14 protein-coding genes and 2 pseudogenes are annotated in these 14,009 nt (G+C 71.8%); 10 read left to right on the top strand and 6 right to left on the bottom strand.

Going from position 1 to position 14,009, the window contains the following annotated elements; genetic code table 11:
• Positions 1-226 precede the first annotated feature (226 nt).
• The 5 genes and pseudogenes from ACIBI9_RS29190 to ACIBI9_RS29170 all read left to right on the top strand — a co-directional run.
• Positions 227-346: pseudogene (locus ACIBI9_RS29190) on the top strand (hypothetical protein); the annotation flags it as partial.
• On the top strand, positions 334-567 hold the full coding sequence (locus ACIBI9_RS29185; RefSeq protein ID WP_397226692.1) for a PQQ-binding-like beta-propeller repeat protein: 234 nt from the start codon (positions 334-336) through the stop codon (positions 565-567). The pseudogene ACIBI9_RS29190 and the gene ACIBI9_RS29185, both read left to right, overlap by 13 nt.
• Before the next feature lie 211 nt (positions 568-778).
• Positions 779-2,083, top strand: a complete 1,305-nt coding sequence (locus tag ACIBI9_RS29180) for a M50 family metallopeptidase (protein ID WP_397226282.1) — start codon at positions 779-781, stop codon at positions 2,081-2,083.
• A gap of 427 nt (positions 2,084-2,510) precedes the next feature.
• The gene (locus tag ACIBI9_RS29175; RefSeq protein ID WP_397226280.1) at positions 2,511-3,578 is read left to right on the top strand and encodes a sensor histidine kinase; all 1,068 of its coding nucleotides are present in this window, start codon (positions 2,511-2,513) and stop codon (positions 3,576-3,578) included.
• Positions 3,575-3,904, top strand: a pseudogene (locus tag ACIBI9_RS29170) (response regulator); the annotation flags it as partial. The gene ACIBI9_RS29175 and the pseudogene ACIBI9_RS29170, both read left to right, overlap by 4 nt.
• Positions 3,905-3,962: 58 nt before the next feature.
• Here the strand turns inward: ACIBI9_RS29170 and ACIBI9_RS29165 are convergent.
• From ACIBI9_RS29165 to ACIBI9_RS29150, 4 genes are read right to left on the bottom strand one after another with little or no spacing between them, the layout of a single operon-like run.
• The gene (locus tag ACIBI9_RS29165) at positions 3,963-4,874 is read right to left on the bottom strand and encodes a pentapeptide repeat-containing protein (RefSeq protein ID WP_397226278.1); all 912 of its coding nucleotides are present in this window, start codon (positions 4,872-4,874) and stop codon (positions 3,963-3,965) included.
• A 45-nt stretch (positions 4,875-4,919) separates the two neighbouring features.
• Complete coding sequence (locus tag ACIBI9_RS29160) at positions 4,920-5,672, bottom strand: GNAT family N-acetyltransferase (protein WP_397226276.1); 753 nt, start codon at positions 5,670-5,672, stop codon at positions 4,920-4,922.
• 1 nt (position 5,673) lies between these two features.
• Positions 5,674-6,450, bottom strand: coding sequence for a polyprenyl diphosphate synthase (gene uppS, locus ACIBI9_RS29155; RefSeq protein ID WP_192784861.1), 777 nt, complete (start codon positions 6,448-6,450; stop codon positions 5,674-5,676).
• A complete protein-coding gene (locus tag ACIBI9_RS29150; protein WP_397226274.1) occupies positions 6,437-7,489 on the bottom strand; it encodes a small ribosomal subunit Rsm22 family protein in 1,053 nt (350 codons plus the stop codon). Before ACIBI9_RS29150 ends, uppS begins: the two co-directional genes overlap by 14 nt.
• A 161-nt stretch (positions 7,490-7,650) precedes the next feature.
• Between ACIBI9_RS29150 and ACIBI9_RS29145 the strand changes: the two genes are divergently transcribed.
• Positions 7,651-8,514 carry an alpha/beta fold hydrolase gene (locus tag ACIBI9_RS29145; RefSeq protein ID WP_397226272.1) on the top strand — a complete coding sequence of 288 codons (864 nt, stop codon included), beginning with the start codon at positions 7,651-7,653 and terminating at the stop codon, positions 8,512-8,514.
• A gap of 110 nt (positions 8,515-8,624) precedes the next feature.
• On the opposite strand, the gene ACIBI9_RS29140 is transcribed toward ACIBI9_RS29145, so the two are convergent.
• Positions 8,625-9,089 carry a MarR family winged helix-turn-helix transcriptional regulator gene (locus tag ACIBI9_RS29140; protein ID WP_397226270.1) on the bottom strand — a complete coding sequence of 155 codons (465 nt, stop codon included), beginning with the start codon at positions 9,087-9,089 and terminating at the stop codon, positions 8,625-8,627.
• Positions 9,090-9,203: 114 nt separating this feature from the next.
• On the opposite strand from ACIBI9_RS29140, the gene ACIBI9_RS29135 reads away from it, so the two are divergent.
• Entirely contained in the window at positions 9,204-10,718 is a 1,515-nt protein-coding gene (locus tag ACIBI9_RS29135) for an LLM class flavin-dependent oxidoreductase (protein WP_397226268.1), read from the top strand.
• Here the strand turns inward: ACIBI9_RS29135 and ACIBI9_RS29130 are convergent.
• A complete protein-coding gene (locus ACIBI9_RS29130) occupies positions 10,715-11,905 on the bottom strand; it encodes an MFS transporter (RefSeq protein ID WP_397226266.1) in 1,191 nt (396 codons plus the stop codon). The genes ACIBI9_RS29135 and ACIBI9_RS29130 overlap by 4 nt on opposite strands.
• Positions 11,906-11,960: 55 nt before the next feature.
• Between ACIBI9_RS29130 and ACIBI9_RS29125 the strand changes: the two genes are divergently transcribed.
• The 3 genes from ACIBI9_RS29125 to ACIBI9_RS29115 all read left to right on the top strand — a co-directional run bounded on the left by ACIBI9_RS29125 (position 11,961) and on the right by ACIBI9_RS29115 (position 13,788).
• The gene (locus ACIBI9_RS29125) at positions 11,961-12,326 is read left to right on the top strand and encodes a MerR family transcriptional regulator (RefSeq protein WP_397226264.1); all 366 of its coding nucleotides are present in this window, start codon (positions 11,961-11,963) and stop codon (positions 12,324-12,326) included.
• 164 nt (positions 12,327-12,490) lie between these two features.
• Positions 12,491-12,823, top strand: a complete 333-nt coding sequence (locus ACIBI9_RS29120) for a hypothetical protein (RefSeq protein WP_397226262.1) — start codon at positions 12,491-12,493, stop codon at positions 12,821-12,823.
• A gap of 131 nt (positions 12,824-12,954) precedes the next feature.
• The gene (locus tag ACIBI9_RS29115) at positions 12,955-13,788 is read left to right on the top strand and encodes a phosphotransferase family protein (RefSeq protein WP_397226260.1); all 834 of its coding nucleotides are present in this window, start codon (positions 12,955-12,957) and stop codon (positions 13,786-13,788) included.
• Positions 13,789-14,009: the final 221 nt, after the last annotated feature.

Raw genomic sequence — 14,009 nt, 5'->3', positions numbered from 1 at the left:
GACCCGCCGCCCGCCAGGTTGAGGCCGACGACGCCACACACCAATGAGCACACCGAGACGATCTTGAGGAGGGACGCGTCCTCGCCCAAGGCGACCATACCCAGTACGGCCGTGCCGACCGCCTGTCACCTTGTCAGCGCGAGCGCGGTTCCCCTTCGGTGACCGTTCAGGGTGCGGCTTACTGTGCTGTGGCGATCTCCTGTGTCGTCATCTGCCGGGAGAGGAGGTGGATGTGACCCAGCTGCTCAGGCGAGAGTCGGGCGCGGGCGTCCACTCCGCGCCGCCCGCGAAGGGGACGACGTATGCTCTGGGCGCGACCACCGGCAAACGACTGTGGAAGTTCCAGGCCGGCCACGGCGGCCAGGACTACGAGTGGTACCTCGCGGCGGCCCGGGGAGTCGCGTATGTCAGCGGCGCCGACAGCAAGGTGGACGCGCTGGACGCCGTATCCGAGCCCTCCGGTGGAACTTCGAGACCGGCGGCTTCGGCGAGTCCACCGCAGCAGTGTCCAACGGCATGGTGTACGTCGGCAGCGCGAACGGCATTCTGTACGCCTCGCTGGCGTGAGGTTTTCTCCCGCACCTTAGATCTGCAGGCGGGTTTCGTCGACCACCGTGGCTGAGCCGGGCCAGGACGGAAACCGACAGGAGAAGGGCTACCCTTGTTTCGCTCATGATCGTGAATTTGGCGGCTGGGCGCACGGCTCTTACGAACAGCCCTACTCTGGGGGCAGCCGGGCCATTCGGTCCCCTTGTCGTCCGCTTTGGAGCGTACCTCGATGAACTGGCTCTACATCGTGGGGATCATCCTCTTTCTCCTCGGGCTGATGTTCTCCATCGCGCTGCACGAGCTCGGCCACCTCGTGCCCGCGAAAATCTTCGGCGTGCGAGTGACCCAGTACATGGTCGGCTTCGGCTCGACCGCCTGGTCACGGCGCAAGGGCGAGACGGAGTACGGCATCAAGTGGATCCCGTTCGGCGGCTACATCCGCATGATCGGCATGCTGCCGCCCCGGCCGGGCGACGACCCCACCAAGCTCAGGAGCAACGCCACCGGCCCGTTCCAGGGCCTGATCGAGTCGGCCCGCGACGCCGCGCAGGAAGAGGTGCTGCCCGGCGACGACGACCGCGTCTTCTACCGCAAGAAGTGGTGGCAGAAGGTCATCATCATGTCCGGCGGGCCGCTCATGAACTTCGTGCTCGCGTTCGTCTTCTCCACCATCCTGCTGGTCGGCATCGGCCTGCCCGTCGAGGCCCCGATCGTCTCGTCCGCCACCAACCCGTGCGTGAGCCCCGTCTTCGAGCAACGCGCCGCCTGCGAGCCCGGCGACCAGCCCACCCCGGCCGCGCAGGCGGGCCTCAAGCCGGGCGACCACATGGTCTCCTTCAACGGCGCCACGATCGGCTCCTGGGACGACGCCATCCGCCTGATCCGCTCCCACGGCGCCGGCCCGGTCAAGCTCGGCATCGTCCGCGACGGCAAGCCGATGACGCTCAACGTCACGCTCACCACCCAAGACCGACCCAACCTCGAAGACCCCGACAAGATAGACAAGAACGTCGGCTTCCTTGGCGTGCTGCCCACCAAGGTGATGGAGAAGCAGAGCGTCGGCCAGGTGTTCGGCCACATGGGCGAGCTGACGGCCAGGGTGGCGGGCTCGATCGTCAACCTGCCGGAGAAGATGGTCGGCGTCTGGCACGCGGCCTTCTCCAGCGAGGAACGCGACCCCGAGGGCCCGGTGGGCGTGGTCGGTGCGGGCCGCATGGGCGGCGAGATCCTGGCCTCCGACTTGTCCAACGAGGAGAAGATCGCCATCTTCGTCAACCTGCTGGCCGGCTTCAACCTGGCGATCGGCATGTTCAACCTGATCCCTCTGCTGCCGCTCGACGGCGGGCACATCGCGGGCGGGCTCTGGGAGGGGCTCAAGCGGGCCTACGCCAAGGTCCTGCGGCGGCCGAAGCCCACGTACGTCGACATCGCCAAGGTGCTGCCGCTGACGTACGCGGTGGCGGTGGTGATGATGATCATGGCGGGCCTGCTGGTCTACGCCGACCTGGTCAACCCGCTTACGCTCACCCGCTGAGGCTCGCCGTGCAAGCGCTGGAGCGGCTGCGCGAGCTCTGCATTCCGGTGACACCCGTGACAGGGACGGAATTACAGGTCAGCGCCTCGTGATACCGCTTTAGCGGCCGCTCGATATCGCGTACGCGGCCCCAGCGGTTTGCCGATCCGCGGGCCTGACATCAGATCCCACAACGTAAGGCGCGGTCGGCGCCATGGAAATGGCCGCGCCACCGTGGTCGCAACTGCCCACCCCCGATCGGTGTGGCCGGTTCCTGGCGCCCCGACCGGCTCGCCTAACGCCAGTTCACTCGCTCGTTGGCGGGCAGGATGACGGCCGGGCATGGCAGCCGGATCCGCCCCTGTCAGGTGACAATCCGCTGCGCTCCCTCGCAAACCGATGACATCCGTCACTCCGCGCCGATCAGGCTGACAGCCACAATGGAGACATGCGCGCCCGCCCCTGGACGAGCGTCTATCTGACCTTCTTCTACCTGGTCTTGCTCCTGTGGCCGATCCCCGGCTTCCTGGAGCGCGAGCCCGGCCCGCTTGCCGCGGAGCTCGTTTTCGCAGGCCTGGTCGCCTTGGCTGCGCTCTACCAGCGCACGATCTCGTCCGCACGAGCCGGCAGGCCTCGCCCGTGGTCGCTGGCAGCCCTGTACGGCGTGGCTGCCGTCCTCATCCCGGCACTTGGCAACCTGTGGGTCTTCGCCGTGTTGTTCTTCCTCATCGCGGCCCTCTTCAGCACCTTCCCCCGGACCGCCGCCCTCGCCCTCTCTGGGCTCACGATCGTGGCGGCGACCGCCACCCTCTCCCCGGTCACCCTGTGGTGGATCCCCCTTCAGGCAATCGTCTTCACCGGCGCGATGGACGTCTTCGTCCGGCTCGAGACGGCCAACCGGGCGCTCAAGGCGGCCCAGGCCGAGGCCGAGCGGCTGGCGGTCGAGAACGAGCGGCTGCGCGTTTCCCGCGACCTGCACGACATTCTCGGGCACGCCCTGTCCGCCATGACTCTCAAAAGCCAACTGGCCGGACGCCTGGTCGGTGCCGAACCCGACCGGGCGAGGGCCGAGATCGGCGACGTCGAGGAGCTGTCCCGGCGCGCGCTCGACGACGTGCGCGACGCGGTGGCGGGGTACCGGGCGCTGTCCCTGGCCGACGAACTCGCGACCGCCAGGCGTACCTTGTCTGCCGCCGGCGTGGCGATGGACGTCACCGTCGCGCCGGTCCCGCCCGCCGCAGCCTCGCTGCTGGCGTGGGTTGTACGCGAGGGCACGACCAACGTCGTACGGCACAGCCGCGCCCGCGCCTGCCGGATTCACCTGGGCATGGAGAACGGGCACGCGTTCGTGGAGGTCGCCGACGACGGCCATGGCAACGGGCCGGGTCCGGACGGAAGCGGGCTACGCGGGCTGGCCGAACGCCTGGAGGCCGCCGGCGGCAAGCTGGAGCGTACCTCCCGTGCCGAGGGCGGCTTCCTGCTCAGGGCCGCGCTGCCCGTGAGGGCACGCCTGTGATCCGCGTTCTGCTGGCCGACGACCAGCACCTCGTACGGCAGGCAATCGCGGCCCTGCTGAGCTTCGAGCCCGACATCGAGGTCGTCGCCGAGGTGGACCGGGGTGACCTCGTGCTCGACGCGGTGACCGCCGGCCGCCCGGACGTCGTGCTCCTCGACATCGAGATGCCCGGCCGCGACGGCCTGGCCGTGGCCGCCGACCTCAAGGACCACCCGGTGCGGCTGCTCATCCTCACCACGTTCAGCCGCCCTGGTTACCTGCGCCGGGCCCTGGCCGCGGGAGCAGCCGGCTTCGTGGCGAAGAACGCCCGCGCCGAGGACCTGGCCGCCGCGATCCGCCGGGTGCGGGCGGGTGGCACGGTCGTGGACCCCCACCTCGCGGTGTTCAGCCGCGGCGCCGGCGGCCGGAGCCGCGTCCCGAGCCTCGATCGGAGCCGGAGCCGCGGCGGGGGGCGGGGCCGCGGGACGGGCGTTCGTAGCGGGTGGTCGGCCAGTGGGCGGGACGGATGAGGGCGGCCGGGAGGCGGGTGGCGGCGTCGCCGGTGGCGGCGTTGAGCTGGGGCTGGGTGAGGAAGATCGCACCCGACAGGTCCGCGCCCGACAGGTCGGCCCCCCGCAGGTCGGCCCCGATCAGATCGGCCTCCCGCAGGTCCGCACCCCGCAGGTCCGCGCCGATCAGGTACGCCCCGCGAAGGTTGGCGGCACGCAGGTCGGCGCCCGCCAGCTTGGCCCCGATCAGATCCGCGCCCCTGCGCTCCTTGCCCTTGCTCCCGGCCCGGACCAGCTCACTCGTGCGCAGCAGCAGCACGTTGACCTCGGCCCGGTGCGCCGGCACGTCCAGCTTCTTCAGCACGTCCACGCTTTCCCGGGTGAGCCGCTCCGTCGCGTCGAGCGCGTCCCGCAGCTCGGCGTGGACGGGCCGGGCGGCCTCCAGCGTCAACGCCTCCGCCAGATACCACAGCAGCTCGTGCAGCTGCCGCACGACGGGGAAGACCGCGTACATCTGCCCGGCAGTGCCCGGCGCCTGCCGCCAGCTCGTGCCCTGGAAGGTGACCTGCGAGACCTTCTGGCCCGCCCCGAAGCAGTCGTACACGGTGCAGCCGGGGAAGCCGCGCTCCCTGAGCTGCGCGTGGATGGAGCAGCGGAAGTCGTCACGCAGGTTGCGGCAGGGCTCCCCGGCGTTCTTGTCCACCGCGAAGTCGGCCGACGCCGAGAACGGCAGCGCGACGCAGCACAGCCCGAAGCAGCTCTCGCAGTCGGCCAGCAGGCCGAGCTCGCGCGGGTTCGTTCCGGGCAACGTGCGGGCCTCCTCGGATGGATACGGTCAGGTCATCAAGGGTACTCACTCGTGGACGTACGGCGTCGTCGTGGTGATCGCCTCGAACCCCAGCCGCAGCAGGATCGGCCGGCTCTGGCTGGAGGCGTCCACCTGCAGATGGTCGTAGCCGCGGGCGGCCGCCTCGCGGGCCCGGTAATCGATCAGGGCCCGGTAGATGCCCCGCCCGCGCCATTCCGGCACGGTGCCGCCGCCCCACAGGCTCGCGAACCGGGTGCCCGGGTGCAGCTCCATGCGGGCCGCGCTCACCGGCACGTCGCCGGCCATCGCGAGGACGGCGACGACCTCGCCCTCGGCGAGCTGTTCGAGCAGCCGTTCCGTGAAGTGCGTGCCGGGAGTGCCGAAGGCGCTGTCGTGGACGTCGGCCATCAGCTCCACGCCGTCGGAGCCGGTCACCGGGACCAGCCGCACTCCCTCGGGCGGCTCCCCGCCGAGGGGCAGGCGCCGGGTCTCGGCGATCATCAGCGTCTCGGCGGGCTCCGGGGTGAATCCGGCGGCCAGCAGGCGCCGGTCGAGGTCGCCGGGCCGGTCGTAGCCGTACAGCTTCCACTCGAAGGGCCGCCCCAGCTCCCCGAAGTAGCGCACCTGCTCGGCGATCTCGGCGTCCGCGTTGCGCTCGTCGAGGCCGGACCAGAGCACGCCGTTCCAGCCGTGCTCGGGCGCGACGTGCCGCACCACGTTACCGGCCCGCTCCACCCTGGCGTCCGGCCCGTCGGGGCGGGCCTCCTGCCGCAGCTGCCGGTCGAAGAGTTCCAGCAACTCAGCCCCCGAACCGTCGCTGCCGGGCGGCGAAGCTGCGCAGCGCCCGCAGGAAGTCGATCTCGCGGAAGGCCGGCCAGTACGCCTCGCAGAAGTACAGCTCGGAGTAGGCGGACTGCCAGAGCAGGAAGTTCGACAGGCGCTGCTCGCCGCTGGTGCGGATCACCAGGTCGGGGTCGGGCTGGCCGGCCGTGTACAGGTGGGGCGCGATGTCGTCCACGCTCAGCGTCGAGGCCAGCTCCACCATGGACTGCCCGGCCTCGGCCCGCTCGTACAGCAGCTCGCGCAGGGCGTCGATCACCTCCTGGCGGCCGCCGTACCCGATGGCCAGCGTCAGGTGGAAGCCGGTGGCACACGTACGTGTGGCCTCGACGGCGCTCTTGAGCGCGCGGGCCGTGGTGTCGGGCAACATGTCGAGCAGGCCCGCGACGTGGACGCGCCAGCGGGCGTCCGGCCGGTCCAACCGCTCGGCGACCATCTGCTCGATCACCCGCAACAGGTAGGCGACCTCCTCGTCACCGCGGCGCTGGAGGTTCTCCGTCGAGCACAGGAACACCGTCACGTGCTCGATGCCCAGCCCCTCACACCACGACAGCACGTGCTCGATGTGCTCGGCGCCGTACTTGTGGCCGATGCTCGGGCTGGCCAGCCCCTGCTGCCTGGCCCAACGCCGGTTGCCGTCCATGATCAGGCCGACGTGCCGGGGCAGCGGACCCGCCGTTGCCTGACGGCGCAGGCGCCGGGCATAGAGGGAGTGAAGAAGATCAGTCGTCCACATCCTCCAAGGATGGACCACCCACCGAACCGGAATCGCCCCCTTCCCCATTTCCGTGACCGAGCCGCGAGCCGCCGTCGCCCCAGCCGTCGCCCCAGTCGGCGTCCCTGGCCGCGCGGTAGAGGTCGCCCTGCCGCTTGGACACGATCACGTCGCGGATCCCCTCCTCCCTGGAGCACAGCCGCAGGGACACCACGCCCTTGCGTTTGACCGGGTGGCGCAGGATCCGGGCGTCGGCCCGCTCCCCCGAGAGCGCCGTGGCGGCAACGTAGGAGAACTTCTCGTCCTCGAAGCTGAGCGTGCCCGCCTTGATCCGGCGGTGCAGGGACGTCCTGGGGAGCCTGACGGAGAAGTGGCACCAGTCGCGTCCCTGCTCGATCGGGCAGCGGCCGTCGTGGGGGCAGGGGGCGGCGACCCTCAGCCCCTGGGCGACCAGGACCTCTCTGGCCTCGGCGACGGTGGCGTAGCCCGCCGGGGTGCCGGGCTCGATGACGATCACCATGGCCGCGTCGGCGGCCAGCCAGCGGACGATCTCCCGGCGCTTGTCCTGGGGGAGCTCGCCCAGGGCGTACGACATGGTCACCAGGTCGGCCGCGGGCCGGTCGAGCCCGGGGCGCACCGACGCCTGCCGCCAGGTGACCCCGCGCAGGGCCTCGGACGTACGGGCGAGGCGTTTGCCCAGGTCGATGATCTGCGGGTCGTGCTCGATGACCGTGACCCGCTCGATGGACGACCAGGTCTGGTCCGCCGCCCAGATGGCCGCCCCGGTGCCGCCGCCGACGTCGAGGTGGCTCCCGGGCCGGAAGCCCGGGGTCATGGCGGCCGCCTGGCGCATGGCCGTGGCTGCGGCGGCGTAGGTGGCGGGCATCCGGTACGCGGCGTAGGCCGCCACGTCGGCCCGGGACCTGATGTGGGTGCCTCCGCCGGTGGCGGCGTTCGTACGGTAGCGCTCGGTGAGCCGCGCCACGGAGTCGGACAGCTCCTGCGGCGAGTAGCCGGACAGGGCCTTGTCCAGGGCGGTTCTGAGTTCTTCTGGAAGCATGGATGGGTTCACCTGTGGTCCGTACGTGGCTTGCCTGCGTCAATCATGCTCGGGATTCGACGGTGCTCGGAACTCACGCGCCTCGGACGTCCGGCTCGCGCGGGCTGCGCCGCCGGCGAACACGCCCATCCCCGGCCTCGCGCGGCGGTAGCGTGCCGAGCATGCTGATCATCGACGACATCAAGATCGCGTACGAGGAGGCCGGCCCCGCGATCCCCCTGGGCACCGTCGTGCTCGTGCACGGCGGGACGACCGACCTGCGCCTCTGGGAGCACCAGTTCCGCGCGCTCTCGGAGCGCTGTCGCGTGATCCGCTACGACTGGCGCGGCCGCGGCCGGTCCGGCGACGCCGAGGGCGAGGTGTGCCATCACGAGGACCTGCTCGCCGTCATGGACGCGCTCGGGGTCGAGCGGGCGGCGCTGGTCGGCAACTCGATGGGCGGCGCGTACGCGACCGAGGTCGCCCTGGCCGCCCCCTCCCGGGTGGCCGCGCTCGCCTTGATCAGCTCGGGCCTGGGCGGCCACCAGTGGCCGCAGGAGATGCTGGACCAGGCCCGCGAGCGCGTCCACAGCTCGGTGCCGGCCGACCGTCTGGCCCGCTACCGCGCCGGCGCCGCCGACCACGTGGATCCCGCCGACGTACGCGCGATGGCGGAGGCCCACACGCTCTGGCAGACCGCCGGCCCCGACCGTGGCCGCGACGCGCTCTCCGACGAGGTGTGGGAGTCGGCGGTGGAGATGTGCAGCCTGGTGTTCGAGCGCTCCTGGACCGGCCCCCGATCCACGGAACGCCACCTGACCCCGCCCGCCGGCTCGCGCCTGCCCGAGATCACCGCCCCGACCCTGGTGATCAACGGCCTGTCGGACGTGCCCGGCATCCAGCAGGTGTCCGACCTGCTCACGGCCGGCATCCCCGCCGCCCGCCGCATCGACCTCCCCGAGACGGGCCACCTGCCGCCCCTCGAACGCCCCGCCGAGGTAACCGAGGCCCTGACAGCATTCCTCTCGACCACCTTCGCTCCCTGACCCACCCCGGGCCCGACACCTCCCCTGCTGGAGCGGCGCCACTGCCTCCACGCCCGCCGTATGCCCGCACGACCGACGGGGCGTGCGTCAGGCGAGTGAAGCCCGGGATGTCAGGCCGGTGATGCCGGGGTGCGGTCGGGCTGCGGGCGGGGGCGGCCGGTCGTGGAGGCGTACCCGGCGAGGATCCCCTCGATGGCGGAGGCCAGCAGCTCCCTGTGCTCTGCCGGCAGCTCCCCGGCCAACGCCTCCAGCCGCGCCTCGACCCCGTCGTGCGCCAGCGCCCCGACGCGTTCCCCTTCGGGGGTCAGCTCGACGAGCCAGGCCCGCCGATCCCGGGAATCACGCGTGCGGACCACGAGCCCCCGCTTCTCCGCCCGGTCGACGAGCCCCGTCAGGCTCGACTTCTCCAGGTGCAGCGCGCGCGTCAGCTCCGTCATCCCCACCGGCCCGCCGACGAGCAGGCACAGCAGCTGCGCCTGCTGCGGCGTGAGGTCCTGCTCCCTGCCGACGTCCCCGAACACCTGCTGCACCAGATGCCCCAGACGTACGAGGGCGGTAGTGAACGTCGTGGCCACGGCATCGAGTCTAGTTGACAATGGTTCATAATACGAACTAATTTAGTTGTTATTACCAACTGTTCACACAACCAACCAATGTCCGGCGGCGAACGGCACATCCAAGGAGCCCCCATGCCCGACTACGGCCACGAGCTGCTCTTCAGCGTCAGCTTCGTGCCCTCCGCCCCGCAGGCCGACACCGTCGTCGCCCTCGCCCAGCTCGCCGAGCGCGCCGGACTCGACCTCGTCACCTTCTCGGACCACCCGTACCAGCCCACCTTCCTCGACGCCTGGACCCTGCTCGGCTACGTCGCGGCCGCCACCGAGCGCATCCGGCTGGCGGGCAACGTGCATCCGCTGCCGCTCCGGCCGCCCGCCATGCTCGCGCAGGCCGCCGCCAGCCTCGACATCCTCAGCCACGGCCGCTTCGAGCTCGCTCTGGGCACCGGCGGATACCGGGACGCCATCGCCTCCATGGGCGCCCAGCGCCTGACCCCCGGCCAGGCCGTGGACGCGCTCGAGGAGGCCATCCCGATCATCCGCGCCGCCTGGGACACCGACGCCCCGGGCACCATCGACCACCACGGCGAGCACTACCGGGTGACCGCCCCGCGAGGCCCGCGCCCGGCCCACGACATCGGCATCTGGCTCGGCGCGTACAAGCCGCGCATGCTCCGCCTGACCGGCCGCCTCGCGGACGGCTGGCTCCCCTCCCTCCCCTACCTCCAGGACATCGGCAAGCTCGGCGAGGGCAACGCCATCATCGACGAGGCCGCCGCCGAGGCGGGCCGCTCGCCCCGCGACATCCGCCGGCTGCTCAACCTCGGCGAGGAACTGCCTGCCGCCCAGCTCGCCGAGATCGCTCTCACGTACGGCGTCAGTGTCTTCATCCTCGCGGTCAACGACCCCGCCCGGCTCCAGCGCTTCGCCCAGGAGACCGCCCCGGCCGTACGCGAACTCGTCGCCGCGGAACGCGCCCCAGCCGCCCCGCCGCCATCCACCGCTCAAAGCGCCGCCCCCTCAGCCGCGAGCCCGACCGCCAAGCCCGGCGCCGCGCTGGCCGCCACCCCGACCCCCGACGACGGTGTACGGCTCACCGACGTGCGCGTCTGGGACGAGACCACCCGTCCCACCGGCCCCGCCCCCGATCCCACCAGGCGCTACACCCCCGCCGAACAGGCCAACGGCCGGCACCTCATCGACGTGCACGACCACCTGCGCGCCGAGCTCGCCCAGCTCCGCGACCTCGTCGACCAGGTGGCCTCCGGAGCCATCGACGCCGGCACCGCCCGCTCCCACATCAACACCATGACCATGCGCCAGAACAACTGGACCCTCGGCGCCTACTGCGAGTCCTACTGCCGCCTGGTCACCATGCACCACACCGCCGAGGACGCCATGGTCTTCCCCCACCTCCGCCGCACGGAGCCCGCCCTGGCCCCCGTGCTCGACCGACTCCAGGAAGAGCACCACGCCATCCACAAGATCATCGAACGGGTCGACCGCGCCCTCGTGGCGTTCGTCGGCGACCCGGACGGCCTCGGCCGGCTGCGCGAAACCGTGGACCTGCTCACCGACAGCCTGCTGTCCCACCTGTCGTACGAGGAGCGCGAGCTCGTCGAGCCCCTGGCCAGGCACGGCCTCTAGGACCGGCGGGCGGGGAACGCGCGACGGCGCGCCGCGACCACGACCGCCAGGGCCACCGCCACCAGCGGCAGCGAGGTCCACGGCAACGCACCCGCCCCGGCGCCCTCCAGCACCAGCCCGCCGGCCAGCGACCCCGCCGCGATCCCCGCGTTGTACACGGTCGTCTGCATGGACGTGGCCGCGTCCGCGTTCCCCGCCCCGGAGGCGTCCACCAGCGCCGACTGCAGCAACGTCGGCACACCGCCGAAGGCCGCCCCCCACAGCGCGACCGCGCCCAGCGGCGCCCAGCCCGGCCCTCCGGAGCCGGCCAGCACCGCCATGGCCCCCGCCACCACGGCCAGCACCACCACGAGCGTCACCCGGAGGAACCGGTCGATCATCACCCCGGTGACCCAGATCCCCGCCACCGTCCCGACCCCGAACACGAGCAGCACGACACTCGTCCGCCCCAGCCCGGCGAAGGCCACGAACGGCGCCAGGTACGTGTACATCGCCTGATGCCCGACCAGCACCAGCACCGTCACCCCCAGGATCGTGCGGACGCCGGGCAGCACCGCCACCCGCCGCAACGGGACCCGCACCGTGGCCGCCTCCCCGGGAAAGTCCGGCACCTTCCACAGCACCCACCCCACCAGCGCGACCGCCACGACCGCCAGGCTCAGGAAAGCCGTCCGCCACCCGAACGCCGAGGCCAGCGCCGCGCCCGCCGGAATCCCCGCGCACAGCGCCACCGTGATCCCCGCCGAGACGATCGCGATGGCCCGCCCCCGCCGCTCGACCGGCACCATCCGCGCCGCGTACCCGACCAGCATCGCCCACATGATCCCGCCCATGACCCCGGCCAGCACCCGCGCCCCGAAGGTCACCGCGTAGGACGACGAGACCGCGGTCACCGTGTTGAACAGGGCGAACCCCGCCAGCGTCCCCACCAGTACGGGCCGGCGCGGCAGCCCGCGCAGCAACGCCGTCAGCGGGATCGCCGACAGGGTCGAGGCCACCGCGTACGCCGTCACCAGGAACCCGGCCCGCCCCTCCGGCACCCCCAGCGCCGCGCCGAGTTGCGGCAGCAGCCCCGCAGGAAGCAGCTCCGTCATCACCGCCGTGAACGCCGCCGAGAACAGCGCCAGCAGCCCCGACCAGGGCATTCTCCCGACGCGGACGGCGTCGGTGATCGTCGCACCAGACATGTCGAATATGCTGAAACGTTCACATCAATGTGAAGGCAAGCCAGGAGGTCCCGCCGTGAGAATCGGTGAACTGTCGCGACTGACGGGCGTGCCGACCCGCATGCTCCGCTACTACGAGGAGCAGGACCTCCTCAGCCCCGAGCGCGCCGACAACGGCTACCGCCATTATCCGGAGTCGGCCGTCTACCGGGTACAGCAGATCCGCGGCCTGCTCGACTCCGGTCTCACCACGGAGATCATCCGGCGCATCCTGCCGTTCCTGAACAAGCCCGACGAGATCCACCTGCACCCGCAGTGCCTCACCCCGGAGCTGGCCGACCTCCTGGAGGCCGAGGCGAACCGCATCCAGCAGCGCATCGACTGCCTCTCCCGCAATCGCGACGCGATCCACGCGTACCTGGCTGTGGTGCGATCTTCCTGAGCCCGGCGCCTTTACAATGTAGATCACACAACCAAAAGAGTACATCCACGTCGCTGGTCAACGGCGGCACGGTGATCGAAAACGCGGTGTGGCGCTGCACCCGTCCCCCAAGATCGCTACGTATAGTGATCTCCGATGTCACTTCGTGATTACAGGGGGAGATCATGAGGAATAGCCTCATCGCCGTCGGCGGTGCCCTGCTCGCCGCGACCGCGCTGTACGGCAGCGCCGCGCCCGCCACGGCCGACACCTGGAAGGACCGGAAGCACCACAACTCGAAGCACTGCGGCCTCGGGGTGGACGACGACATTACCTATCACCACGTCACCGACCACGGGGTGTACGCCGGGACCCGCGACACCAAGGCCTGCAAGAGCGGTGGCGGCGGCTGGGGCTGGTCGTGGGACCCCCACTGGAAGCACCGCAACTGGCCCACCAGCGGCAACGGCAACTGGGTCGGCTCCTGGCCCCAGCACGGCTTCCACCACGACGACTGATCAAGCCCCGCATCACGCGCTCGTCCCGGTGCCCGCCGCGCGGGCACCGGGACGAGCGCGTTCAGGCCCCGCCGCCGTGCCTTCCCCTGGCCGGTTCGGCGTTCCGGGGACGTTGCCGCCATGCTGGGACCATGGATGATCCACTGCGCCGGCCGGCGCAGGACGCCGCATCAGGACCTCTCCCCGTCCGCGAGGGGCAGTTCCACCGGGTCGTGATGGGCTCGGACCGGGTCGTGTGCCTGCCCCGCACCGAGGCCGCGGCCGCCCGGCTGCCCCAGCGGGCGGCCATGCTGCGCGTGCTCGCCGGGCTCGGTCTCGGCTTCCGCATCCCCCGGCCGCTGTTCGAGGGCGCGGGCGAGGCGCCGTACCTGGTGCTGAGCCGCGTCCCGGGCGCGCCGCTGGAGGACGGCGTGCTCGACGACCCGGCGGTGGCCGGAGCGGTGGCGGAGCAGTACGCCGAGCTGCTGGCCGCGCTGGCCCGTGTGGGGTCCGACGAGCGGGCGCGGGAGGCGCTGCCGTGGACGCCGGAGGACCGGTGGCGGCGCTTCGAGGCGGATGTCCGCGCCGAGTTGTTCGGGCTCATGTCGGATGCCGGACGCCGGCGGGCCGAGCAGGAGCTCGCCGCGGCCGCGGGTCTCCCCCACGTCGCCACGGCGGTGGCGCACGGCGACCTCGGCGCCGAGAACGTCCTGTGGGAGATCGACGGCGGGCGGCCCCGGCTCAGCGGCGTGATCGACTGGGACGAGGCCACCATCGGCGACCCCGCCGAGGACCTCGCCGCCATCGCGGCCGGCCACGGCGACGCGTTCCTGGGCCGGGTGCTCGCGCTCGGCGGCTGGGCCGACGACGGGACGGCGGCCCGCATCGCCGCCATCCGCGGCACGTTCGCCCTGCAACAGGCGCTCGACGCGCACCGGGACGGCGACGCGGAAGAACTGGCGGACGGCCTGACCCCCTACCGCTGACCCCCGCCCCTCGCCACCGCCACTCGGCGCACCCCGGCAGCGCTTGCCTCGCCCGCGCCGCCGCCCCTCGGCCCACTCGCAGGACCGGATCCAGCTGAGAGCCCATCCGCGCCAGAGCGGCAGGCGAGCAGGTGGCCAGCCGGCTGGCAGCAGGCGACGGCAGCCCGTTCCGGCCGCCGCCCTTGGGCACCGTAGGCAGGAGGCGGCTGAGAACCGGAGGA

This window comes from Nonomuraea sp. NPDC050451 (assembly GCF_044458585.1).
Note: the sequence above shows the minus strand (reverse complement) of the source record. Positions and strands in the feature narration are given on the sequence as shown.